We start from the raw sequence: 20,941 nt of genomic DNA on the forward strand, positions 1-20,941 counted from the left end.
CCTGGGAAGCGCAAGCGAAGGCGACCCGCGGGGAACTGCGCGAAACCACCGGACGACGGCACAGGAAGCAAGTTGGCCCAGCACCGAGTACCCAGGGACGGCGGCGGAACGGGGCCGGCCGAGTTCGTATACGGCGCCCGGGGCGTCGGGGGTTACCTCGGGCCGTTCACCCTGCTGCGGATGCCCACCGCCAGCAACGCCGCCATCGCGACCAGCGAGACCCCCAGCCCCGCGTACAGATGCACCGCCGACCCCTCCCGCCCCGAAGGCGCGCCCGCCGGGCTCCCCGCCACGGGGGTGGCGCCCGCTCGGGGCGACCCCGCCGCGTACGCGGACGAATCCGCCGTCACGGCGAGTGCCAGCGCCACGAGGACCCCTGCCGTCCACACGGCGAACCGTCGGACGCCACCGCCCGATACCTTCCCCCTGGGGTGTGAAAAACGCATAAAGGTGAAAATAGACAACCGAGACCCTGACTACGCGACCCGCCGCGCCGCGTACTCCGCGATCCCCCCGATCGGCGGCCTCTCCTCGGTGTCCACCTGGTACGTCCGAGGCTCGAACCCCCGCTCCCCCCGCTCGAACTGCGTCAGCTCGGGCCGCAGCAGATGCCCCCGCGCCAGCCGCAGCTGCGCGGTCCGGTAGATGGCCGCCGCCATCCGCCCCAGCGCCCGCCCGTCCTGGTGGCGGTGCCTTCGCACCCCCACGTCGACCTGCGCGAGCGCGTCGAGCCCCACCGTGTGCAGCGCGTCGACCAGCAGCCCCAGCTCCACCCCGTACCCGACGGGGAACGGCAGCCGCTCAAGGAGCGAGCGCCGCGCCGCGTACTCCCCGCCCAGCGGCTGGACGAACCCGGCGAGCAGCGGCCAGTGCATGTTGAGCAGCGGGCGCGCCATCAGCTCGGTGACCCGGCCGCCCTGCTCGCCCCCCGCCCCGCCGGGCCCTGCCCCGCCGGGCCCCGCCCCGGCCCCCAGCGGACGGTCGTACATCGCCTTGACGAACTGCACCTCCGGCTCGGTCAGCAGCGGTCCCACGATCCCCGCGACGAAGTCCGCCGAGAACTCCCGCAGATCCGCGTCCACGAAACACACGATGTCGCCGCTGGTGACCAGCAGCGACCGCCACAGCACCTCGCCCTTGCCGGGCACCGCGGGCAGCCGGGGCAGGATCGCGTCCCGGTGCACCACCCGCGCGCCGGCCGCCGCCGCGACCTCGGCCGTCCGGTCCGTGGAACCGGAGTCCACCACCACCAGCTCGTCCACCAGCGGCACCGGTCCCCGCATCAGCTCCTCGCGGATCACGGTCACGATCTGGCCGACGGTCGCCTGTTCGTCGAGGGCCGGAAGGACGACACTGACCCGGGCGCCCGAAGCCCGTTTCGCCGTGACGAGCCTGCTCCGCGGCCGGTCGGTCACGGACCAGGAGCGCCTGCTCAGCCAGTTCTCGACTTCTTCCAGCACGGTCAGCGGCTCCCAACTGTGATCCATCTCGCGGTGCGGACGACTATCTCAACTGTCCTGGCCTTCGGTTACAGTCTTGAACAACGCGGATGACCGTCGCATGTCGGGGTCGCCGCGCCGACACACAATCGAATACCGCTCATCCAGAGGGGCAGAGGGATACGGCCCGTTGAAGCCCCGGCAACCCTCCAGCCGGTTCTCGTAACCGTCAGTGATCCGCCGACGCAGCACCACGTCATCCGTTATGACGTCACGCGTCGACGTACCGGACACTGCGCGATGTCGCGAGGCTCCCCGGCTCGGGAAGGTGCCAATTCCGTCTCGTGGCGAAACGCGTCACGGGGAAGATGAGGAGAAAGGGCCTCGCCTCTCATGGCTGTTCAGACCGTCGCACCTTCCACCGACGCCCCCGCGGTCGATCTCGGTCCCGCCGCCGCGCTGTCCTGCCGGGAATGCGGGGAGCGCTTCGCCCTCGGCCCGATCTTCGCGTGCGAACTGTGTTTCGGGCCCCTTGAAGTCGCCTACGACCTCCCGGTCGGTGACCCCGAGGGGCTCCGCAAGAAGATCGAGTCGGGCCCCGAGAACATCTGGCGCTACGCCCCGCTGCTCCCCGTCCCCGCCGATGTGGCGTCCAAGCCGAATCTCAACCCCGGCTGGACCAAGCTCGTCAAGGCCGACAACCTCGCCCGTGAGCTCGGGGTGACCGGCGGCCTGTACATCAAGGACGACTCCGGCAATCCGACGCACTCCTTCAAGGACCGGGTCGTCGCCCAGGCCCTGGAGGCCGCGCGCGCCTTCGGCTTCACCACGCTCTCCTGCTCCTCGACGGGCAACCTCGCGGGTGCCGTCGGCGCCGCCGCCGCCCGGGCCGGTTTCCGGTCCTGTGTCTTCATCCCGCACGACCTGGAGCAGGGCAAGGTCGTCATGGCCGCCGTCTACGGCGGCGACGTCGTCGGCATCGAGGGCACGTACGACGACGTGAACCGTTTCTGCTCCGAGCTGATCGGTGACCCGCTCGGTGAGGGCTGGGGCTTCGTCAACGTCAATCTCCGCCCGTACTACGGCGAGGGCTCCAAGACGCTGGCGTACGAGATCTGCGAGCAGCTCGGCTGGGAGATCCCGGACCAGCTGGTGATCCCGATCGCCTCCGGCTCCCAGCTCACGAAGATCGACAAGGGACTCCAGGAGCTGATCAAGCTCGGCCTCGTCGCCGACAAGCCGTACCGGATCTTCGGCGCGCAGGCCGAGGGCTGCTCGCCGGTCTCCGCCGCGTTCAAGGCCGGGCACGACGTGGTGCGTCCGCAGAAGCCGGACACCATCGCCAAGTCGCTGGCCATCGGCAACCCGGCGGACGGCCCGTACGTGCTCGACATCGCCCGCCGGACCGGCGGCGCGGTCGAGGACGTGGACGACGCGACGGTCGTCGAGGCGATCAAGCTGCTGGCCCGGACCGAGGGCATCTTCGCGGAGACCGCGGGCGGGGTCACGGTCGGTGTCACCCGCAAGCTCATCGAGGCGGGGCTGCTGGACCCGACGCTGACCACGGTGGTGCTGAACACGGGCGACGGGCTCAAGACCCTGGACGCGGTGGAGCCGACGACCGGCCCCACCGCGACCATCCCGGCCAGCCTGGAGGCGTTCCGCGCGGCGGGCCTCGCCACCGACTGACCGGTACGTGACCGGGGTGGGACCGGGACGCCGCCTTCCTTGTCCCCGCCCGCCCCGGCCCCCCGGTCCCGTTCCCGCCCCGTCCTGCCCCGCACCGTCCCGCCTGTCCTGCCCCGATCCGCCTGCCCCGACCCGGTCGCGTCCCGGTTCCGTCCGGGCGGTGGCGGGGGACGGGGGCGCCCGGTGGGCCGGGGCACCCGCACCCGCCGGTAACCGACCCGGAAAGGCCGCCACATGAGCGTCAACGTCCGTATCCCGACCATTCTGCGCACCTACACCGGCGGCAAGGCCGAGGTGCCCGCCGAGGGCGCGACCCTCGGTGAGGTCATCGCCGACCTGGAGAAGAACCACCACGGAATCGCCGCGCGCGTCCTGGACGACCAGGGCAATCTGCGCCGCTTCGTGAACGTCTACGTCAACGACGACGACGTCCGTTTCGAGCAGGGTCTCTCGACGGCCACGCCCGACGGCGCGGGTGTGTCGATCATCCCGGCGGTCGCCGGCGGCTGAGCCCCGCCCGTACTCCTGGTGACCGCTCACGGTGTGTCACCGTCCGCGCCCCCTCCGCGAAAGACGCGGAGGGGGCGATTCTCTGGTCAATTCTCCAGGGTTGAACGCGATAGAGTTGGGGAAAAGGCCGCGCCGCCCGTGCCGAACTCAGATGAGTTATTTGGCCGCGCGCCGATAAGAAGTAGCCAAAGAGCTTTGCCGAAGTATTCCTTTCGCGGCATTTGCCGGGCCCGACTTGCCCTGAATTCAAGTCAATTCGCCGGAAATCTCCGATCGGTCGTGCCCGGATTTCTCGTCCGATTGACCTGTTGCAGACGGCAGTTGGACAGATACATTCAGCGGCGGTCGACGCGTTCCGGCGCACACCCCCAGCCGATGAGGGGTGGAGGTCTGACCCGGGCCCGCGAAGTGCGGTCCTGTGCAAGGGCCAGTAATAGGGGAGTTAGGCATGGCTCAGGGCACCGTCAAGTGGTTCAACGCGGAGAAGGGCTACGGCTTCATCGCGGTCGACGGTGGTGCGGATGTTTTCGTCCACTACAGCGCCATCCAGATGGACGGGTACCGCACCCTGGAAGAGGGCCAGCGGGTCGAGTTCGAGATCTCGCAAGGTCAGAAAGGGCCGCAGGCGGACATGGTCCGCTTGGCTGTCTGAGGCGCGCGTCGACGGACGGCAAGCGACCTGGTGAAGGGGTCCGCACCCGATGAGGGGGCGGGCCCCTTCACTCTCTGTCGCCCCGGCCCCGCGCGGCCGGCTCCGGCCCCTTCCGGTCGGCTCCGGTCCGTTCCGGTCCGGTACCGCTTCCCGCAGGGGTCGCGCGCCCGCGCGCAGGGGGGTCGAAAACCCGTACAGACCCCCCTCGACCGCGCTACCGAACGGGAAGTCGGACGCCCTGGAAGGGGCTGAGCCGCTTGCACTCGCACCGGTCGAGTGCTAATCATTGGCGTTAGCACTCTCCGAGTGAGAGTGCTTACGAAGGACCGGGTCGGTGAGGCCCGCGGACCGGGCGGGGCAAGGAACCGCACGGCCCCGCAGGCCGTCCGTCGCGGGCGCCAGCGCGGTCCGAACCATCCGCTCCCACGCCGTAAGGGCGCGGGTAGGACCCCCTTCAGTCCGGGAGGACCACTTCACATGGCCAAGATCATCGCGTTCGACGAGGAGGCGCGGCGCGGCCTTGAGCGCGGTATGAACCAGCTCGCCGACGCCGTCAAGGTCACCCTCGGCCCCAAGGGCCGCAACGTCGTCCTTGAGAAGAAGTGGGGCGCCCCCACGATCACCAACGATGGTGTCTCCATCGCCAAGGAGATCGAGCTCGAAGACCCGTACGAGAAGATCGGGGCCGAGCTGGTCAAGGAGGTCGCGAAGAAGACGGACGACGTCGCCGGTGACGGCACGACGACCGCGACCGTCCTCGCCCAGGCGCTGGTCCGCGAGGGTCTTCGCAATGTCGCCGCGGGTGCCAACCCGATGGCCCTGAAGCGTGGCATCGAGAAGGCCGTCGAGGCCGTCTCCGCCGCGCTGCTGGAGCAGGCGAAGGACGTGGAGACGAAGGAGCAGATCGCCTCCACCGCCTCCATCTCCGCCGCCGACACCCAGATCGGTGACCTCATCGCCGAGGCCATGGACAAGGTCGGCAAGGAAGGCGTCATCACCGTCGAGGAGTCCCAGACCTTCGGTCTGGAGCTGGAACTCACCGAGGGCATGCGCTTCGACAAGGGCTACATCTCGGCGTACTTCGCCACCGACATGGAGCGTATGGAGGCCGTCCTCGACGACCCGTACATCCTGATCGCCAACTCCAAGATCAGCAACGTCAAGGACCTGCTGCCGCTCCTGGAGAAGGTCATGCAGTCGGGCAAGCCGCTGCTGATCATCGCCGAGGACGTCGAGGGCGAGGCCCTGTCGACCCTGGTCGTCAACAAGATCCGTGGCACCTTCAAGTCCGTCGCCGTCAAGGCTCCGGGCTTCGGCGACCGCCGCAAGGCGATGCTCGGTGACATCTCCATCCTGACGGGTGGCGAGGTCATCTCCGAGGAGGTCGGTCTCAAGCTCGAGAACGCGACCGTGGACCTCCTGGGCCGCGCCCGCAAGGTCGTCATCACCAAGGACGAGACCACGATCGTCGACGGCTCGGGCTCCGCCGACCAGGTCGCCGGCCGGGTCAACCAGATCCGTGCCGAGATCGAGAACTCCGACTCGGACTACGACCGCGAGAAGCTCCAGGAGCGCCTGGCGAAGCTCGCGGGCGGCGTGGCCGTCATCAAGGCCGGTGCCGCGACCGAGGTGGAGCTCAAGGAGCGCAAGCACCGCATCGAGGACGCGGTGCGCAACGCGAAGGCCGCCGTCGAGGAGGGCATCGTCGCCGGTGGTGGCGTCGCGCTGCTCCAGGCTGCCGCCGTCTTCGACAAGCTGGAGCTGGAGGGCGACGAGGCCACGGGTGCCGCCGCCGTCAAGCTGGCGCTGGAGGCCCCGCTCAAGCAGATCGCCGTCAACGCCGGCCTTGAGGGTGGCGTCGTGGTGGAGAAGGTCCGCAACCTCACGCCGGGTCACGGTCTCAACGCCGCGACCGGTGAGTACGTGGACATGATCGCCGAGGGCATCCTCGACCCGGCGAAGGTGACGCGTTCCGCGCTCCAGAACGCCGCGTCGATCGCCGCGCTGTTCCTCACGACCGAGGCTGTCATCGCCGACAAGCCGGAGAAGGCCTCCGCGGCCGCTCCCGGTGGAATGCCGGGCGGTGACATGGACTTCTGAGCCCTTCCCGGCTCGGACGTTCCAGCAGGTTCCCAAGGGCGGTACCCCACAGCGGGGGTACCGCCCGCGGGCGTTTTCCGGGGAGTGGGGGCGCCTTCGCTTGCGCTTCCGGGGTCTGTCCGGGTGGGCGCGCTTGTTCCTGCGCCGTCCTTCGTGGGGTGCGCAGTTCCCCGCGCCCCTGGATGCTGCCCCTTCGGGCTTGTTCGTCGGGTGCGGGTCCGCCCTCGTCTTCGCGCAGTTCCCCGCGCCCCTTTGGGGCGGCTCCTGGGGTTGTCCGATCTCGTTACCCGAACGCCGCGGTCAGCGGCATCCTGACGTCGGAGACCGGTACGCCCACCCCGGCGAGCCGTTCGACGGCCCACATCACGGCCTCCTTCGCCGAGGCCGCCCGTACCGTGCAGGGGAACCGCACACCGCTCGGGTCCTCCTCCCACCCGATCTCGCCACCGGCGAGCGTGGCCGCGTGATCGAAAGCGTCGGACTCCCGCTCGTTCGGGCGCCGTTGCGGGTACAGGACGAAAGTCCAGTCACGCGCAGTCGCCGTGCTTCCGGGTGAACTCATCGATGTGACCTCCAGGCCCGGGGAACGAACAAGCGGCCCGGACGGTCACGGGAACGTATGCGTCGGGGTTCGGGGGTCAGGCTCGGGCGGGTTCCGGGGTTGGGTCGGGGTCCGGGGTCGGGTCGGTGTTCAGTTCCTTGAGGGACTGGCTGGTGAAGCCGAAGAAGTATGTCGTGAGGAAGCCGGCCAGGTACCCGACGACCAGGCCGCCCCCGTACACGGCGACCGTGACGCCGAACCCCCGGTTCCCCTGGACGAGGGGGAACAGGGCCCATCCGGACGGGCCGATCGCCGTGGACCCCACCTTCGTCCCCAGCATCGAGAACAGCCCCACGAACGCCCCGCCCGCCGCCCCGCCCACGCACGCCGTGACGAACGGGCGGCCCAGCGGCAGCGACACCCCGTAGATCAGCGGCTCGCCCACCCCGACGAAACCGGCGGGCAGCGCCGAGCGGATCGTGGCGCGGATCGTCCGGTTGCCCCGCAGCCGGACGAACACCGCGATGGCCGCGCCCACTTGCCCCGCCCCGGCCATTGCGAGGACCGGCAGCAGCACCGTGTACCCCTGCTGGTCGATCAGCGTCGTGTGCAGGGGGATCAGCGCCTGGTGCAGCCCCAGCATCACCAGCGGCAGGAACAGCCCGCCGAGCACCAGCCCCGCGAACGCGCCCGTGGACGCCAGCAGCAGATCGGCGCCCCTGCCGATCGCGGACGACACCTCGCCCGCGACGAACATCAGCCCGTAGACCGTCACCAGTCCCGTCAGCAGGATGGTGAGGGTGGGGGTCAGCAGGACGTCCACCGACTCCGGGACCCAGCGCCGGCACCATCTCTCGATCGCCGTGGCGAGCAGCGCCGCGCCCAGCGCCCCGAGGACCCCGCCCTGCCCCGGCGACAGCCGCTGGCCGAACGCGCTGATCTCGGTGACCCCGGGGAAGACGACGACCGCGGCGACCGCGCCCCCGATGACCGGTGTCCCGCCGAACTCCTTCGCGGTGTTGACGCCCACGAACACCGCGAGCAGCGCCAGGAACGCGGACGCCATCGCGCCGAGCGCGGGGGTGATCCCAGGGAGCCGGCCGGAGTTGACGAGCAGGCCGTTCAGCCCGGCGATCAGTCCGCAGCCGATCAGCGCGGGGATCAGCGGCACGAACACGGCCGCGATCCGGCGCAGCAGCCGTTTGAACGGGGTGGCGTTGCGCTGTGCGCGGTCCGCGCGCAGGGCCGCGCCGCGTTCCGCGAGCGCGTCGGCGGTGACGGGTACGGTGCCGGACACCGTGCCGGGTGCCGCCTCGACGAGCTGTTCGAACCAGCGGGTGACCCGTGCGGCGCGGCCCGGTCCCAGCACGATCTGGTACGTGTCGCCGTCCTCGACGACTCCGAGGACGGCCGGGTGGGCCCGTACGGCGTCGTCCTGGACGCGGGCGCGGTCCCGGACGCCGAGTCGCAGCCGGGTCATGCAGTGCGCGACCGAGGTGATGTTCCCGGCGCCCCCGACGAGGGGCAGGAGCTCCCCGGCCGTCCGCTGGTTCGTGTCCGGTGTCGTGGGTGCCATGGTGTCGCCTCGCTGGTGGTGCGGGCCCGTCAGGGCGGGGGGCATGGGTCGTGGGGCGGGTTCCTCCGGGAGCGGGCGGACGAGCGGGCGGGGGCGTGGGACGGGCCGGGGGGCGGTGGTCAGCCCGCGGCGGCCAGGGCCTCCCGCAGCCTTCCGTCGGTGGTGCTCAGCAGCAGCTCCGCGGTGGGGGCGTCGATGTCGGCGAGGACGATGAGGATCGCGTTCTTCACCTCGCCGTCCGCCGCGGTCAGGGCCCGGTCGACGGTGGTGTCGTCGGCCCCGGTGGCCAGGGCGACGATCCGCCGGGAGCGGGCGCGCAGCTTCTCGTTGGACGCCCGGACGTCGACCATGAGGTTCCCGTACGTCTTGCCGAGCCGGATCATGGTGATCGTCGAGAGCATGTTGAGGACGAGCTTCTGGGCGGTGCCGGACTTCAGCCGGGTGGAGCCGGTGAGGAGTTCGGGTCCGACGACGACCTCGATCCCGTGGTCCGCGGCGGCGGCGAGCGCGCTGCCCGCGTTGCACGAGAGGCCGACGGTCAGCGCCCCGTACCGTTCCCGGGCGTGGACGACCGCGCCCACCGCGTACGGGGTGCGGCCCGACGCGGAGACCCCGACCACCGTGTCGTCGGCGGTCAGCTCCAGGGCGTCGAGGTCGGCGGCGGCCAGCTCCCGGGAGTCCTCGGCGCCCTCCGCGGAGGTGACCAGCGCCGCGGCGCCACCCGCTATCAGCCCGACCACCTGCCCGGGGGCGGTGTTGAAGGTGGGCGGGCACTCGCTGGCGTCCAGCACCCCCAGCCGTCCGGCGGTCCCCGCCCCCGCGTAGACCAGCCGCCCGCCCCGCGCCATCCGCTCGGCGATCCCGTCGATCGCGGCGGCGATCCGGGGGAGCTGGTCGGCGACGGCGGCGGGGACGGCGGTGTCCTCGCCGTTCATCAGCCGGGCGATCTCCAGGGTGGGCAGCAGGTCGATCCCGGCGAGTTCCGGACGGAACGCCTCGGTGGTGAGCGAGGCGAGCTGCGCGCGCAGCGTGCCGTCCGGGGTGTCGCCGGGGGTGTCCTTGGAGGTGGTACGGGCCGAGGAGGGCATGGGCGGGACTCCGGTACGTCGTGGATTGCTGGACGGGTGCGAACGGGTGGGGGGTGGGGTGGGTGGGCCGGTGGTCCGGGGTGGTGCGGACGGGGGGTGCGGGGCGGTCCGGACGGGGGTGCGGGGCGGGTCAGCGGCCGGGGGCCCGGGCGCTGCGGCGGTGGGCCAGGGCCTCGTACGAGGCGGACAGCGCGGGGCCCGCGGTGTCGTAGGTGCGCTGGGCGACGCCGATGAACAGGCAGTCCACGACGAGGAGCTGACTCGTCCGCGAGGACATCGCGGCGGGCCGCAGCTCGCTCTCCCGGGCCTTGGACGTGGTGAGGACATGGTCGGCGTACTGGGTGACCGGGCCGTCGGGGCGGCCCGTCATCGCGATGGTGGTGGCGCCGTGCTCGAAGGCGACGCGCAGCGGTTCGATCACATCGCCGGTGGCGCCCGAGTCGGTGATCGCGACCGCCGCGTCGCCGCCGCGCAGCTGGACCGCGTTGGTGACCGCGAGGTGCGGGTCGCTGTGCGCGTGGGCGATCAGTCCGATCCGCAGCAGCTTCTGCGCCAGGTCCTGGCCGACGAGCGCGGAGGCGCCGATGCCGTAGATGTCGATCCGGCGGGCCGAGGCCAGCGCGGCGACGGCGGCGGCGAGCTGCTGGATGTCGAGGGCGTCGGCGGTGTCGGCGAGGGTCTGCCGCTCGTCGTGGGCGAGCTTCGCGACGACCTCGTGCAGCGGGTCGTCGACGGCGATGTCCGCGGTGACCGCGGGGGCGCGGCCCGACTGCTGCTGGGCGGCCAGCCCGGCGAGCGCGAGGCGCAGGTCCCGGTAGCCCGGGTAGCCGAGGACACGCGCGGTCCGCACGACGGTCGCCTCGCTGGTGCCGGTGCGTTCGGCCAGCCCGGTGACCGTGAGCGCGGCGCAGGCCGCCGGGTCGGCGGCCACGGCCTCGGCGACCCGCTGCATGGAGCGGGTCATGGTGGGCACCAGCGTGCGCACCTTCGCGGCGAGCGCGGCGGGCGGCGGGGGTGTGGTGGGGGGTACGGGAGCGCTCTCGGAAGTTTCCTTCACTGTTTCCGTCACGCTTGAAAGATATTTTCACCCCGGGGGGCGGTCAAGAGGACGTCCACGCCCGGGGGAACGCCCGACCGGTGCCGGAGCAGCGCGGGTGGGGTCGGAGCAGCGCGGGTGGGGTCCGGTCCCGGTGTTCCGTCTGCGCGGCGGTGGCCGGGTCCGGACGCGTGGCGCGGTCCCGTGACCCCGGGTGCGGGGAATGCGCGAAAAGCGTGCGGGCATCGTCGCATCGCGGCCCGGACCCGCCGGTAGCGTCGGCGGCGAACCCCGTTGAGGTACCGGCCGGTCTTCCGGGCACACCACCGCCGATCCATCGAGGAGCCTCATGAAGTCACGTCTGGTGAGTGCCGCCGCCGTATCCGCCCTGGCCCTGACCCCCGTCATCGGTTTCGCGGGCCCCGCCTCGGCCGCGCCCTTCAAGTGCAGCGTCAATCAGCCGAAGACCTTCCCCACACCCGGCACCGACACCAGGCTCACCATCTATCTGTGCGTGGAGAAGGAGGGCGCAAGCAGCTACTCGGCGCGAGCGGGCGTCAGCTACGCCAATGGCGGCGGCTCCATGAACAAGTTCGACAAGCTGGACATCCACGTACGGCTGGAGCGCTACGACGTGGCCCAGGCCGGTCTGGTGTGCAACTTCTACCCGATCGTGAACTTCGGGGTCTCCGGGAGCGACATCCCCTGCGGCCCCGTGATCGACAACACGACCTCCCCCGTCACGGCGGACGGCACGGTGATCTACAACATCGACGGCGACGGACTGGGCGACTTCCGCTGGGACCTCACCGGGTCGCCGTCGCTCTGACCGGCCCCGTGACCCCGGGCCCCGGCCGTCTTCCCCCGCGGCCGGGACCCGGTGCGCCGAGGGCGCACAATGGAGGGGTGGTGAACGCGGATAAGGGTGTGTCCGGAACGGAACAGGCACTGCACGCGGCCCGGGCGCTGGTGATGGCGGACCTGGTCGCGGGCGATGTCGCGGACGCGGACATCGTCTCGCTGGTGGAGGACGCGGTCGCGCACCGCCGCTGGTGGGCCGAGCAGTGGCCCGAGGGCGCCGCCTATGTCGCCGGGCTCGTCGCCCAGGATGTGCAGGACGCCCTGCTGGAGCGGTACGGGCGCTGGCCGCTGTGCCCGGTGTGCGGCGACGGGGAGCCGCACGCCCTCGACGTCGAACCGGAGCTCGGGCCGGACCCGCACTGGGTCTGCTCGGAGGCGGGTGTGGAGATCGCGCCCGTCGGCTCGCTCGGACGGCCGCCCGGGACACCCGGGCGATGACGCTGTACATCGACCCGCCCACCTGGCCGGGCCACGGCCGCCTCTGGTCCCATCTCGTCAGCGATGTCTCGTACGACGAGCTGCACGCCTTCGCCGCGCTCATCGGCGTACCGCCCCGCGCCTTCGATCGCGACCACTACGACATCCCCTCCCACCGCTACGCCGACGTGGTCCGGGCCGGTGCGGTGGAGACCGGTTCGAAGGACCTGGTCCGCCGGCTCACCGAAGCGGGTCTGCGCCGCCGGAAGCACCGCCCGCGCCCCTGACCCACGGTCGGCCGGGGCGCTGATGCCCGGGCGCGGCGGTCGGTACCGGCTCAGCGCGCGGCCCGCCGGTGGCTCAGCGCGCGGCCCGCGGGGCCGACGGCTCCACCGGACCGAGGGGCACCGCGGCGGGCGTCCCCGCCGTCACGACCAGGGACCCGCCGCCGCGCCGGTGCAGCCGCATCGACACCAGGACCACACCGATCGCGACGAGCATGATGGCCGCCCCCGCCCACGCGGTCGACTCGTACCCCCAGCCCGCGTCGATCGCCGTGCCGCCCAGCCAGGGGCCGCCGGTGTTGCCGAGGTTGAACGCGGCGGTGGTCGTCGCCCCGGCGAGGGTCGGCGCGGCGCCCGCCACGTTGAACATCCGGGCGTTCAGCGCGGGCGCGGTCCAGAAGCTGGAGATCCCGAGCAGGAACGACACCACGATCGCCGCCACGGACCACTCGGCGAGCAGCGCGAGCGCGGTCAGCAGCACCGTCGACGCGGTGATGCCCGACAGCATCACCCCGAACAGATGCGCGTCCGCGTACCGGCCGCCGAGCCAGGTCCCGATCAGCGCGCCCAGCCCGAACAGCCCGAGCACCGTCGGCACCCAGCCGTCCGCGAGCCCCGACACATCGGTGAGCAGCGGCGCGAGATAGCTGAACGCGCAGAACACCCCGCCCGCGGCGAGCGCGGTGAGCGTCACCGCCAGCCACACCTCACGGTCGCGGTAGATGAGCAGCTCCCGGCGCAGCTTCGGTGCCTCGGCGGGCAGCGGTATCCGCGGGATGAGCGTGACCACACCGACCAGCGCGAGCGCCGAGGCCGCGCCGACCGCCCAGAACGCGGACCGCCAGCCCAGGTGCTCCCCGAGGAACGCCCCGGCGGGGACCCCGAGGACGTTCGCGATCGACAGTCCGCCGATCATCACGGCCATGGCCCGGGCCCGTGAGGTGACCGGCACCATCGCGATGGCGACGGCCGCGCCCAGCGCCCAGAACCCGGCGCAGGCGAGCGCGCTCACCACCCGCGACACGAACAGCACCTCGTACGTCGGGGCGAGCGCGCCCGCGACCTGCCCGAGGCCGAACGCCGTCAGCAGCGCCACGAGGGTCGCCTTGCGCGGCAGCCGCAGGGTGGCCACGGCGAGCAGCGGCGCGCCGATCACCATGCCGATCGCGAACGCGGAGATGAGCAGGCCCGCCTGCGGGATGGTCACGCCCATGTCGTCCGCGATCGGCGGCAGCAGCCCCGACAGCATGAACTCGCTGGTGCCGAGCGCGAAGACGGAGAGCCCGAGGATGTAGACGGCCAGCGGCATCCGTTTGCCGGGCTGTCCGGGGGTGGGGGCGGGGACAGCGGCGGGGACGGATATCGGCGCAGGCATAACGGAACACAACCCTGATGAGCGTCCCCGTATTCCCTGTATTCCCCGGTATCTCCTGTGCTCCGGCTGCTGGGACGTCGTCGGCTCGGCTCGGCCCGGGGTGGCTCAGGGGGTGAGGCGGGTCAGTTCGGCGGTCATGTTGCGGCGGGCGGCGGGTTCCCAAGTGCGGGTGGCGTACGGGGTGCGGAAGAGCTCCGGCAGTTCCAGGAGGTGGCGCAGCACGGCCGCGCGGCCGGTGCGGAACGCGTCGTCGGGGACGAAGCGGTACTCCTCGCGGACGGCTTCCGCGTAGCGGGCGTACTCCTCGGGGGTGCCCGCGAGGACCGCGAGGTCCGCGTCGCACAGGACGGCGCCGTTGGGGTCGCCGGGCCGCGCGTCGTGGTGCGTGGTCAGCCGGACCAGCCGGGCCACCTCCTGGACGGCGGCTGCCGTGAGGCCCAGTTCGGACAGGGCGCGTTCGGCGAGGCGGGCGCTGCGTTCCTCGTTCTCCGAGCGGTCGGGGCGGTACACGGCGTCGTGGAACCAGGCGGCGAGGCGGACCAGGGCGGGGGAGTCCGCGTGCGGGGCGAGGGTGTCCACCTGGTCCAGCACGGCCGTCAGATGGGTCACGGTGTGGTACTTCCGCTGGGGTTCCGTCCAGCGGCGCAGGAGTTCCGCCCCGTACGGTGCCGGGTCGGCGTACGGGGTGGTGTGCCCTTCCCGGGCCTCGTCCACGGTCCGGTTCCATCGCTCCATCAACTCGGCCATCCGCCCATTGTCCCCCGTGCGTACGCGTACGGGGGAGGGGGCGTGAACCCCGGTCCGCCCGTACCGCAGGTGTGGGGACCCAGCCATGGACCCGTCCCCGTGGTGAACCGCACCCCTGCCCCGCTCACCCCCGGACACCCCCGTCTGACCGGCGGATTCCCCCGCCGGACAGGTGTGGACCCGCTGCTCGGAGGGCAGCCACTTCCGGTCAGATTGGCGTGTTCCGGGTGCCTCGCGGCCCTTTGCGTCTGTTGGCGAAAGCCCTTGCGGCGTAGGCTGGCATTGGACTAGACCTATCGGGCTACTCGCCAGTACCCACAGCCGGCCCGACCGACACACCCGCCCAGACGCACCCCGGGCTCCCGGGGACGTCCAGCAAGAGATGGGGTCCCATGAGCAAGAGTGCAGTCCTGGAGGTGATCGCCCTCGACGCGAGGGACGCCGTCGCCGCCCAGGCGGGAGGCGCGGACCGCCTGGAGCTGGTCACCGACATGGCCGCCGACGGTCTGACCCCCTCCCGCGAGTGCTTCGCGGAGATCCGGGCCGCCGTGGACATCCCCCTGCGGGTGATGCTCAGACTCAGCGACGGGTTCGCCGCCGGTGACGCCCAGGGCGTCGAAGCCCTCGCCCTCGCCGCCCGCGGCCTGCGCGCGGAAGGCGCCGACGAGTTCGTGCTCGGCTTCCTCACCGACACCGGCGAGGCCGACGTCTACGCCGTCGAGGCCGTCGCCGCCGAACTCTCGGGGTGCCGGTGGACGTTCCACCGCGCCCTCGACCGCGCCGCCGACCGCGACGCCGTCCGCAAGCAGCTCGCCGATCTCCCCGGGCTCGACACCTACCTCACCGCGGGCGCCGCGGCCGGGGTCGACGACGGGATGACAACGTTGCTCGCCGAGACCGCCCGTTCCGGTGAACCCGGCTACGAGCAGGAGATCCTCGTCGGCGGCGGGCTGCGCCTCGCCCACGTCCCCGAGCTGCGCGCGGGCGGTGTCCACGGCTTCCACATCGGCGGCGCGGCGCGCCCCGGCGGCTGGCAGGGCCCCGTCTCCGCGGACGCGGTCCGCCAGTGGCGCTCGGCCGTCGACGGCTGACCCCTCCGGGAGTACCCCGCTGGGCGCCACCGGCCCAGCCCGTACGGCGGCCGGGACGCCGACACCCGGACCGCCACCTCCGGCGGAACCCGGTCCGGGACGCCAGCACCCGGACCACCCGGGGACACCCGGCCCGCCACCCCCGAGCGGCCGGGTCCGGCTCCCCTGACCGGACCGGACCGGGCCGGACCGGGTCAGCCCAGCGTGTCCGGCAGCGGCCTCGCGTGGAGGACCGTCAGGCCGGAGACCGCGCGGGTCAGCGCCACGTACAGGCGCCGCAGGCCCGTCCGCTCGTCCGGCTCGCCGCCGACCACCGCGGCCGGCTCGTCGAGGACCACGAAGTCGTACTCCAGACCCTTCGCCAGGGACGCCGGGACAAGGGTGAGCCGCGTCCCCGGACCCGTCTCCTCGCCCGGCGCGAGATACGGCGTCCCCGCCGCGTCCAGCGCCGCCGCCAGCGCGGGAATCCGCGCGTCCGCCGCGATCAGCCCCGTCGACCCCGCGTGCTCCAGCGCCCGCGCGCACGCCGCGAGCACCGCCCCGGTCAGCTCCTCCTGAGGGACCTCCCGCACCACCAGCGACCCCGGCGCCTCCCGCACCGACTCGACCGCCGCCAGCCCGGGGGCGATCGACGGCAGCAGCCGTGACGCGTACGCGATGACCTCGCGCGGCACCCGGAAACCGGCCGTGAGCTCCTCCACCACCGCGTCCTCCTTGCCCAGATGCCGCAGCGCCTCGGACCAGCGCGGGGTCGCCCACGGAGTCGTGCCCTGCGCGAGGTCGCCGAGGACCGTCGCCGAGCCCGTCGAGCAGCGCCGCCCCACCGCCCGGTACTGCATCGGGGACAGGTCCTGCGCCTCGTCCAGGACCACATGCCCCAGCGACTGCGTCCGCTCGACCAGGTCCCGCGCCTCGTCCACCAGCACCGCGTCCGCCGCCGACCAGCGCGCCGAGCGCACCCCGCGCGCGGGCCGCTCCCACAGCACGGCCCGCTGCTCCTCCCCGCTCAGCAGCCCCTCGGCGTGCTCCGCGAGGAACTCCGCGTCGGACAGCAGCCGCAGCACCAGCTTCGCCGGGTCGACCGGCGGCCACACCTCCTTGACCAGCGCCTTCACCGCCCGGTCCCGGGCCACCGCGTCCTGCACCCGGTCGTCGGGCGCCTCGCCCGACTGCTCCATCCGCACCAGCACCGCGTGCGCGATCCGCTGCGGCAGCGCCTCCCGCGCGGCGCCGTACCGCAGGCCGCGGGCCCGCAGCTCGTCCACCATCGCGGTCAGCTCGTCGGCCGGGACCCGCCACCGCCGGGAGCCGCGTACGACCACCACCGGCCCGGCCGGCGCCGACACATACGAGCGCAGGGCCCGGCTCAGCACCTCGGCCATCCGGGCGTCGCCCTTCACCAGCGCGGCGGCCGGGCCGTCCGTGGCCCTGACCTCGACATGCGCGACCAGGTCCGCCACCGTCGCCTGCCGCACCCGCAGCTCGCCCAGCGCGGGCAGCACCTGCTCGATGTACTGGAGGAACGACCGGTTCGGGCCGATCACCAGCGTCCCGGTGCGCGCGAGGCGCTCGCGGTGCGCGTACAGCAGATACGCGACCCGGTGCAGTCCCACCGCCGTCTTCCCGGTGCCGGGACCGCCCTGGACGCACACCGTGCCGGACAGCCCGCCGCGCACGATCTCGTCCTGCTCCGGCTGGATCGTCGCCACGATGTCCCGCATCGGCCCGACGCGCGGCCGTTCGATCTCCCGCTGGAGCAGCGCGCTGGTACGGGACTCCTCGGCGGGGTCGGACAGCCGCTCGTCCTCGTACGCGGTGAGGTCGCCGCCCGTGTAGCCGAAGCGGCGGCGCAGCCCGATGTCCATCGGGTCCTTCTTCGACGCCCGGTAGAACGCCTGGGACACCCGCGCCCGCCAGTCGATCACCATCGGGTCGCCCGCGGCGTCGTGCACATGGCGCCGCCCCACGTAGAACACCTCACCGGCACCGGCACCCGGGTCGGGGTCGGGGTCGTCCGCCGTCCCTGGGGCGCGCAGGAAGTCCAGCCTGCCGAAGAACAGGGGCGTATGCGCGAGGTCCGCGAGTGCCTTGATCCGCAGCTCGATCTGGTGCTGGAGCGCCGCCGCGTTGACCCAGTTCGCGGTGACGTCCTTGATGTCGAGGGACTCGACGTCGTCCCGCATACCGCGCAGGGCCGCCCGGGAGGCGGCGAGATGCGCCCGCTCCAGGGCGAGGGGGTCCGGGGACCCGGGGGCGGCGGGGGGCGGGGCGGACTCGGGGGGCGTGCTGGACACGGATGCGGCCTTCCGGGCGGTGTGCGGTTCGGTGAGGGGGCCGTCCGGTTTCCGGCCGGAGGGCGGCACTCCGCGCGGGAGGCGGGCAGGAGCGGAGATCCTAGGCGAGGGCGGTCGCCGGGCGCCAACGGGTTTCTCTCCTCCGGAGCGTACGTTTCTCCGTCCAGGTGGGGACGAATGCGTAACCTGTGGGTTACGCTTCCCGGCATGGACGATGTGGCCGTGGCGCTGGCCGATCCGGTACGGCGGGAGATCCTGATGATGCTGCGGGCCCGGCCCCTGCCCGTCGGGGAGATCGCACGCCCCTTCCCGATCAGCCGCCCGGCGATAAGCCGTCATCTGCGGGTGCTCCGGGAGAGCGGACTGGTCCGTGACGAGCCCGTCGGACGGCGGCGCCTGTACACCCTCACCCCCGAACCGCTGGGCGAACTCGCCGGCTGGATCGCCCGGCTGAGCGCCCCGGCCGGCTGGGAGCACCACCTCGACGCCCTGGAGACCGAGGTCCACCGCACCCGCAGGGAACGCGCGACGGGCGGCACCGCCGGACCCGCCGCGGGCCCCGCACCGCACACAGGTCACGAACGCACGGAGGACACCGCATGACACCGCAGCCCACCGGTCGCCTGTTCCGCAGCGCCGACGGCGACGAGCTGATCCTCACCCGCACCTTCCGGGCACCCGTCGAGGACGTCTGGGCGAGCGTGACCGACCCCGAGCGCACCGCCCGCTGGTTCGGCCCCTGGGAGGGACAAGGCGCACCCGGCCGCACGGTCCGGGTACGACTCGCGTTCGAGGAGGGGGAACCCTGGTCCGAGGTACGGATCGACGCCTGTGAACCGCCCCGGCGGCTGGTGGTCACCACCCAGGACGACTACGGCTCCTGGCGGCTGGAGATCCGCCTGACCGGGACGGACGACGGGCACACCCGGCTCGCGCTGGTGCACCACCTCACCGGCACCGAGGGCCTCGGCGAGGTCGGACCGGGCTGGGAGTACTACCTGGACCGGCTGGTCACGTCCCGTGACGGCGGGGACCTGCCGGAGTTCGAGGCGTACTACCCGGCGCAGAAGGCGTACTTCGAGGGACTGACCCCGCTCCCCCCTGAGGACTAGGGGACGGTCCCAGGGTCGCCGTCCGTCGCTGGTCGTAGAGCGGCGCGCGCGGGTTCCGCCCTCCGGCAGATGTGCCCGGCGTGCGGAAAACCGACACTGGAGGTATGAGCAGCACGGCATTCACCCCAGGTCCTGTCCGTACCGCGAGGCCCGGCTCCACCGCCCTGAGCGGCGCCCACCGGGCGCACCCGCTGGGTGACGCCCTGCGGGCCGTCAAGGTCTTCGTCTCCACGGCGTTCGGCGTCGCGGTGCTCGGGGAGTACACGGAGGAGGCGGGCGTCCGCACGGCCCGCCACCACTGACCCCGGCCCGCCGATCCCCCTACTCCGGCTGTTCCGCCGCCGACGGATCGCTCAGCAGGTCGTCCGCGTCGACGATGCGGTACGCGTACCCCTGCTCCGCCAGGAACCGCTGGCGGTGCGCCGCGAAGTCCTGGTCGATGGTGTCGCGGGCCACGACCGAGTAGAAGCGGGCCTCGTGCCCGTCCGCCTTCGGCCGCAGCACCCGGCCCAGCCGCTGGGCCTCCTCCTGACGGGACCCGAAGGTGCCCGACACCTGGATGGCGACCGTCGCCTCCGGCAGGTCGATCGAGAAGTTCGCCACCTTCGACACCACCAGCACCGACAGCTCACCCGCCCGGAACGCGTCGAACAGCTTCTCCCGCTGCGCGTTCGAGGTCTCGCCCTTGATCACCGGGGCGTCCAGATGCTCCCCCAGCTCGTCCAGCTGGTCGATGTACTGGCCGATCACCAGGGTCTGCTCCCCCCGGTGCTTGCGGACCAGCGCCTCCGTCACCTTCCGCTTCGTCGCGGTCGTCGCGCAGTAGCGGTACTTCTCCTCCGCCTCGGCGGTCGCGTACGCCAGCCGCTCCGCCCCGGTGAGATTGACCCGCACCTCCACGCAGTCGGCGGGCGCGATGTAGCCCTGCGCCTCGATCTCCTTCCACGGCGCGTCGAACCGCTTGGGCCCGATCAGCGAGAAGACGTCCGACTCACGGCCGTCCTCCCGGACCAGGGTCGCGGTCAGCCCGAGTCTGCGCCGGGCCTGGAGATCGGCGGTGAACTTGAAGACGGGCGCGGGCAGCAGATGCACCTCGTCGTAGATGACGAGCCCCCAGTCCCGGGAGTCGAACAGCTCCAGATGCGGGTAGACGCCCTTCCGCCGGGTCGTCAGCACCTGGTACGTGGCGATGGTGACCGGGCGGATCTCCTTGCGGGTGCCGCTGTACTCGCCGATCTCCTCCTCGGTCAGCGAGGTCCGGCGCACCAGCTCGTGCTTCCACTGCCGGGCGGAGACGGTGTTCGTGACGAGGATCAGCGTGGTCGCCTTGGCCTCGGCCATCGCCCCGGCCCCGACCAGCGTCTTGCCCGCGCCGCACGGCAGCACGACGACCCCGGAACCGCCGTGCCAGAACCCCTCCACGGCCTGGCGCTGATAGGGCCGCAGCGCCCAGCCGTCCTCGGCCAGCTCGATCGGGTGGGCCTCCCCGTCCACGTACCCGGCGAGGTCCTCGGCGGGCCAGCCGAGCCGCAGCAGCGTCTGCTTGATCTGCCCGCGCTCCGAGGGGTGCACGGCGACGGTGTCCGCGTCGATCCGGATGCCCACCAGCGGGGCGATCCGCTTGGACCGCAGGATCTCCTCCAGCACCGGCCGGTCGGTGCTGGAGAGCACCAGTCCGTGCGCGGGATGCTTGCTCAGGGTGAGCCGCCCGTAGCGGTCCATCGTCTCGGCGATGTCGACCAGCAGCGCGTGCGGCACCGGATAGCGGCTGTACTCCACCAGCGCGTCGACCACCTGCTCGGCGTCGTGTCCGGCGGCCCGCGCGTTCCACAGCCCGAGCGGCGTGAGCCGGTAGGTGTGGATGTGCTCGGGCGCGCGCTCCAGCTCCGCGAAGGGCGCGATGACGCGCCGGCAGGCGTCGGCCAGCTCGTGGTCGACCTCCAGGAGCAGGGTCTTGTCGGACTGGACGATCAGGGGTCCGTTCACGCGCGTCCCTTTCTGCGGTGCGGTCGTGCGGCGGGGCCCACGGGGGTGTGCCGGGCCCGGCGGACCGCGTGGCGGCCCTCGCGGCCAAACATCCAGTGTGCCTCACCGGCCGCGCACGGTGGCCGGGACCGCCCGCCGCCGGG

At 72.5% G+C, this 20,941-nt stretch carries 21 protein-coding genes and 1 riboswitch; of the genes, 11 read left to right on the top strand and 10 right to left on the bottom strand.

The window, feature by feature from the left end; translation table 11 throughout:
• Positions 1-152: 152 nt before the first annotated feature.
• Both AB852_RS03580 and AB852_RS03585 read right to left on the bottom strand, forming a co-directional pair.
• Positions 153-368 carry a hypothetical protein gene (locus tag AB852_RS03580; RefSeq protein WP_143201170.1) on the bottom strand — a complete coding sequence of 72 codons (216 nt, stop codon included), beginning with the start codon at positions 366-368 and terminating at the stop codon, positions 153-155.
• A 108-nt stretch (positions 369-476) separates the two neighbouring features.
• A complete protein-coding gene (locus AB852_RS03585) occupies positions 477-1,460 on the bottom strand; it encodes a glucosyl-3-phosphoglycerate synthase (RefSeq protein ID WP_073785343.1) in 984 nt (327 codons plus the stop codon).
• A 136-nt stretch (positions 1,461-1,596) separates the two neighbouring features.
• Positions 1,597-1,814, top strand: a riboswitch (SAM riboswitch).
• A gap of 18 nt (positions 1,815-1,832) precedes the next feature.
• On the opposite strand from AB852_RS03585, the gene thrC reads away from it, so the two are divergent.
• The 4 genes from thrC to groL all read left to right on the top strand — a co-directional run bounded on the left by thrC (position 1,833) and on the right by groL (position 6,390).
• Entirely contained in the window at positions 1,833-3,128 is a 1,296-nt protein-coding gene (gene thrC / locus AB852_RS03590; protein ID WP_073783466.1) for a threonine synthase, read from the top strand.
• A 234-nt stretch (positions 3,129-3,362) separates the two neighbouring features.
• Positions 3,363-3,638: a MoaD/ThiS family protein gene (locus tag AB852_RS03595; RefSeq protein WP_073783468.1), complete on the top strand. Its 276-nt coding sequence runs from the start codon at positions 3,363-3,365 to the stop codon at positions 3,636-3,638.
• A 448-nt stretch (positions 3,639-4,086) separates the two neighbouring features.
• Positions 4,087-4,290, top strand: coding sequence for a cold-shock protein (locus AB852_RS03600; RefSeq protein WP_037910665.1), 204 nt, complete (start codon positions 4,087-4,089; stop codon positions 4,288-4,290).
• 477 nt (positions 4,291-4,767) lie between these two features.
• The gene (gene groL, locus AB852_RS03605; RefSeq protein ID WP_073783470.1) at positions 4,768-6,390 is read left to right on the top strand and encodes a chaperonin GroEL; all 1,623 of its coding nucleotides are present in this window, start codon (positions 4,768-4,770) and stop codon (positions 6,388-6,390) included.
• Between the two features lie 283 nt (positions 6,391-6,673).
• On the opposite strand, the gene AB852_RS03610 is transcribed toward groL, so the two are convergent.
• The 4 genes from AB852_RS03610 to AB852_RS03625 form a co-directional block, all read right to left on the bottom strand.
• The gene (locus AB852_RS03610; protein ID WP_073783472.1) at positions 6,674-6,952 is read right to left on the bottom strand and encodes a hypothetical protein; all 279 of its coding nucleotides are present in this window, start codon (positions 6,950-6,952) and stop codon (positions 6,674-6,676) included.
• Positions 6,953-7,028: 76 nt separating this feature from the next.
• Complete coding sequence (locus AB852_RS03615) at positions 7,029-8,507, bottom strand: PTS transporter subunit EIIC (RefSeq protein WP_073785345.1); 1,479 nt, start codon at positions 8,505-8,507, stop codon at positions 7,029-7,031.
• Positions 8,508-8,626: 119 nt separating this feature from the next.
• Positions 8,627-9,595 (bottom strand): N-acetylmuramic acid 6-phosphate etherase, encoded by a 969-nt coding sequence (murQ, locus tag AB852_RS03620; protein WP_073783474.1) that lies wholly within the window; start codon positions 9,593-9,595, stop codon positions 8,627-8,629.
• Between the two features lie 130 nt (positions 9,596-9,725).
• Positions 9,726-10,664 (bottom strand): MurR/RpiR family transcriptional regulator, encoded by a 939-nt coding sequence (locus AB852_RS03625; RefSeq protein ID WP_073783476.1) that lies wholly within the window; start codon positions 10,662-10,664, stop codon positions 9,726-9,728.
• A 316-nt stretch (positions 10,665-10,980) separates the two neighbouring features.
• Here AB852_RS03625 and AB852_RS03630 point away from each other — a divergent pair, with 316 nt between their 5' ends.
• The 3 genes from AB852_RS03630 (at position 10,981) to AB852_RS03640 (ending at position 12,196) form a co-directional block, all read left to right on the top strand.
• Positions 10,981-11,460, top strand: coding sequence for a hypothetical protein (locus AB852_RS03630; protein WP_073783478.1), 480 nt, complete (start codon positions 10,981-10,983; stop codon positions 11,458-11,460).
• Positions 11,461-11,603: 143 nt separating this feature from the next.
• Positions 11,604-11,930, top strand: coding sequence for a hypothetical protein (locus AB852_RS03635; protein WP_073785347.1), 327 nt, complete (start codon positions 11,604-11,606; stop codon positions 11,928-11,930).
• Positions 11,927-12,196 (top strand): DUF4031 domain-containing protein, encoded by a 270-nt coding sequence (locus tag AB852_RS03640; RefSeq protein ID WP_073783480.1) that lies wholly within the window; start codon positions 11,927-11,929, stop codon positions 12,194-12,196. Before AB852_RS03635 ends, AB852_RS03640 begins: the two co-directional genes overlap by 4 nt.
• A 73-nt stretch (positions 12,197-12,269) precedes the next feature.
• On the opposite strand, the gene AB852_RS03645 is transcribed toward AB852_RS03640, so the two are convergent.
• Both AB852_RS03645 and AB852_RS03650 read right to left on the bottom strand, forming a co-directional pair.
• A complete protein-coding gene (locus AB852_RS03645) occupies positions 12,270-13,502 on the bottom strand; it encodes a Cmx/CmrA family chloramphenicol efflux MFS transporter (RefSeq protein ID WP_073783482.1) in 1,233 nt (410 codons plus the stop codon).
• Positions 13,503-13,673: 171 nt separating this feature from the next.
• Complete coding sequence (locus AB852_RS03650) at positions 13,674-14,315, bottom strand: HD domain-containing protein (protein WP_073783484.1); 642 nt, start codon at positions 14,313-14,315, stop codon at positions 13,674-13,676.
• 392 nt (positions 14,316-14,707) lie between these two features.
• On the opposite strand from AB852_RS03650, the gene AB852_RS03655 reads away from it, so the two are divergent.
• A complete protein-coding gene (locus AB852_RS03655) occupies positions 14,708-15,406 on the top strand; it encodes a copper homeostasis protein CutC (RefSeq protein WP_073783486.1) in 699 nt (232 codons plus the stop codon).
• A gap of 194 nt (positions 15,407-15,600) precedes the next feature.
• On the opposite strand, the gene AB852_RS03660 is transcribed toward AB852_RS03655, so the two are convergent.
• Complete coding sequence (locus AB852_RS03660) at positions 15,601-17,700, bottom strand: HelD family protein (protein ID WP_073785349.1); 2,100 nt, start codon at positions 17,698-17,700, stop codon at positions 15,601-15,603.
• A 207-nt stretch (positions 17,701-17,907) separates the two neighbouring features.
• On the opposite strand from AB852_RS03660, the gene AB852_RS03665 reads away from it, so the two are divergent.
• From AB852_RS03665 to AB852_RS03675, 3 genes are all read left to right on the top strand, one after another.
• Positions 17,908-18,303: an ArsR/SmtB family transcription factor gene (locus AB852_RS03665; protein ID WP_073783488.1), complete on the top strand. Its 396-nt coding sequence runs from the start codon at positions 17,908-17,910 to the stop codon at positions 18,301-18,303.
• Positions 18,300-18,812, top strand: a complete 513-nt coding sequence (locus AB852_RS03670) for an SRPBCC family protein (protein ID WP_073783490.1) — start codon at positions 18,300-18,302, stop codon at positions 18,810-18,812. The genes AB852_RS03665 and AB852_RS03670 overlap by 4 nt, the downstream gene beginning before the upstream one ends.
• 104 nt (positions 18,813-18,916) lie before the next feature.
• Positions 18,917-19,114 (top strand): hypothetical protein, encoded by a 198-nt coding sequence (locus AB852_RS03675; RefSeq protein ID WP_073783492.1) that lies wholly within the window; start codon positions 18,917-18,919, stop codon positions 19,112-19,114.
• A gap of 19 nt (positions 19,115-19,133) precedes the next feature.
• On the opposite strand, the gene AB852_RS03680 is transcribed toward AB852_RS03675, so the two are convergent.
• Positions 19,134-20,798, bottom strand: a complete 1,665-nt coding sequence (locus AB852_RS03680; RefSeq protein WP_073783494.1) for a DNA repair helicase XPB — start codon at positions 20,796-20,798, stop codon at positions 19,134-19,136.
• Between the last annotated feature and the right edge of the window lie 143 nt (positions 20,799-20,941).

It is taken from the genome of Streptomyces uncialis, from assembly GCF_001905345.1.
Classification (GTDB): domain Bacteria; phylum Actinomycetota; class Actinomycetes; order Streptomycetales; family Streptomycetaceae; genus Streptomyces; species Streptomyces uncialis.

Bases quoted from the DNA above. Each gene is read 5' to 3' on its own strand.
- AB852_RS03670 (WP_073783490.1), top strand. From the start codon at position 18,300: ATGACACCGCAGCCCACCGGTCGCCTGTTCCGCAGCGCCGACGGCGAC.
- murQ (WP_073783474.1), bottom strand. From the start codon at position 9,595: ATGCCCTCCTCGGCCCGTACCACCTCCAAGGACACCCCCGGCGACACC.
- AB852_RS03665 (WP_073783488.1), top strand. From the start codon at position 17,908: ATGGACGATGTGGCCGTGGCGCTGGCCGATCCGGTACGGCGGGAGATC.
- thrC (WP_073783466.1), top strand. From the start codon at position 1,833: ATGGCTGTTCAGACCGTCGCACCTTCCACCGACGCCCCCGCGGTCGAT.
- groL (WP_073783470.1), top strand. From the start codon at position 4,768: ATGGCCAAGATCATCGCGTTCGACGAGGAGGCGCGGCGCGGCCTTGAG.
- AB852_RS03650 (WP_073783484.1), bottom strand. From the start codon at position 14,315: ATGGCCGAGTTGATGGAGCGATGGAACCGGACCGTGGACGAGGCCCGG.
- AB852_RS03675 (WP_073783492.1), top strand. From the start codon at position 18,917: ATGAGCAGCACGGCATTCACCCCAGGTCCTGTCCGTACCGCGAGGCCC.
- AB852_RS03595 (WP_073783468.1), top strand. From the start codon at position 3,363: ATGAGCGTCAACGTCCGTATCCCGACCATTCTGCGCACCTACACCGGC.
- AB852_RS03630 (WP_073783478.1), top strand. From the start codon at position 10,981: ATGAAGTCACGTCTGGTGAGTGCCGCCGCCGTATCCGCCCTGGCCCTG.
- AB852_RS03615 (WP_073785345.1), bottom strand. From the start codon at position 8,507: ATGGCACCCACGACACCGGACACGAACCAGCGGACGGCCGGGGAGCTC.
- AB852_RS03640 (WP_073783480.1), top strand. From the start codon at position 11,927: ATGACGCTGTACATCGACCCGCCCACCTGGCCGGGCCACGGCCGCCTC.
- AB852_RS03610 (WP_073783472.1), bottom strand. From the start codon at position 6,952: ATGAGTTCACCCGGAAGCACGGCGACTGCGCGTGACTGGACTTTCGTC.
- AB852_RS03600 (WP_037910665.1), top strand. From the start codon at position 4,087: ATGGCTCAGGGCACCGTCAAGTGGTTCAACGCGGAGAAGGGCTACGGC.
- AB852_RS03635 (WP_073785347.1), top strand. From the start codon at position 11,604: ATGGCGGACCTGGTCGCGGGCGATGTCGCGGACGCGGACATCGTCTCG.
- AB852_RS03655 (WP_073783486.1), top strand. From the start codon at position 14,708: ATGAGCAAGAGTGCAGTCCTGGAGGTGATCGCCCTCGACGCGAGGGAC.
- AB852_RS03645 (WP_073783482.1), bottom strand. From the start codon at position 13,502: ATGCCGCTGGCCGTCTACATCCTCGGGCTCTCCGTCTTCGCGCTCGGC.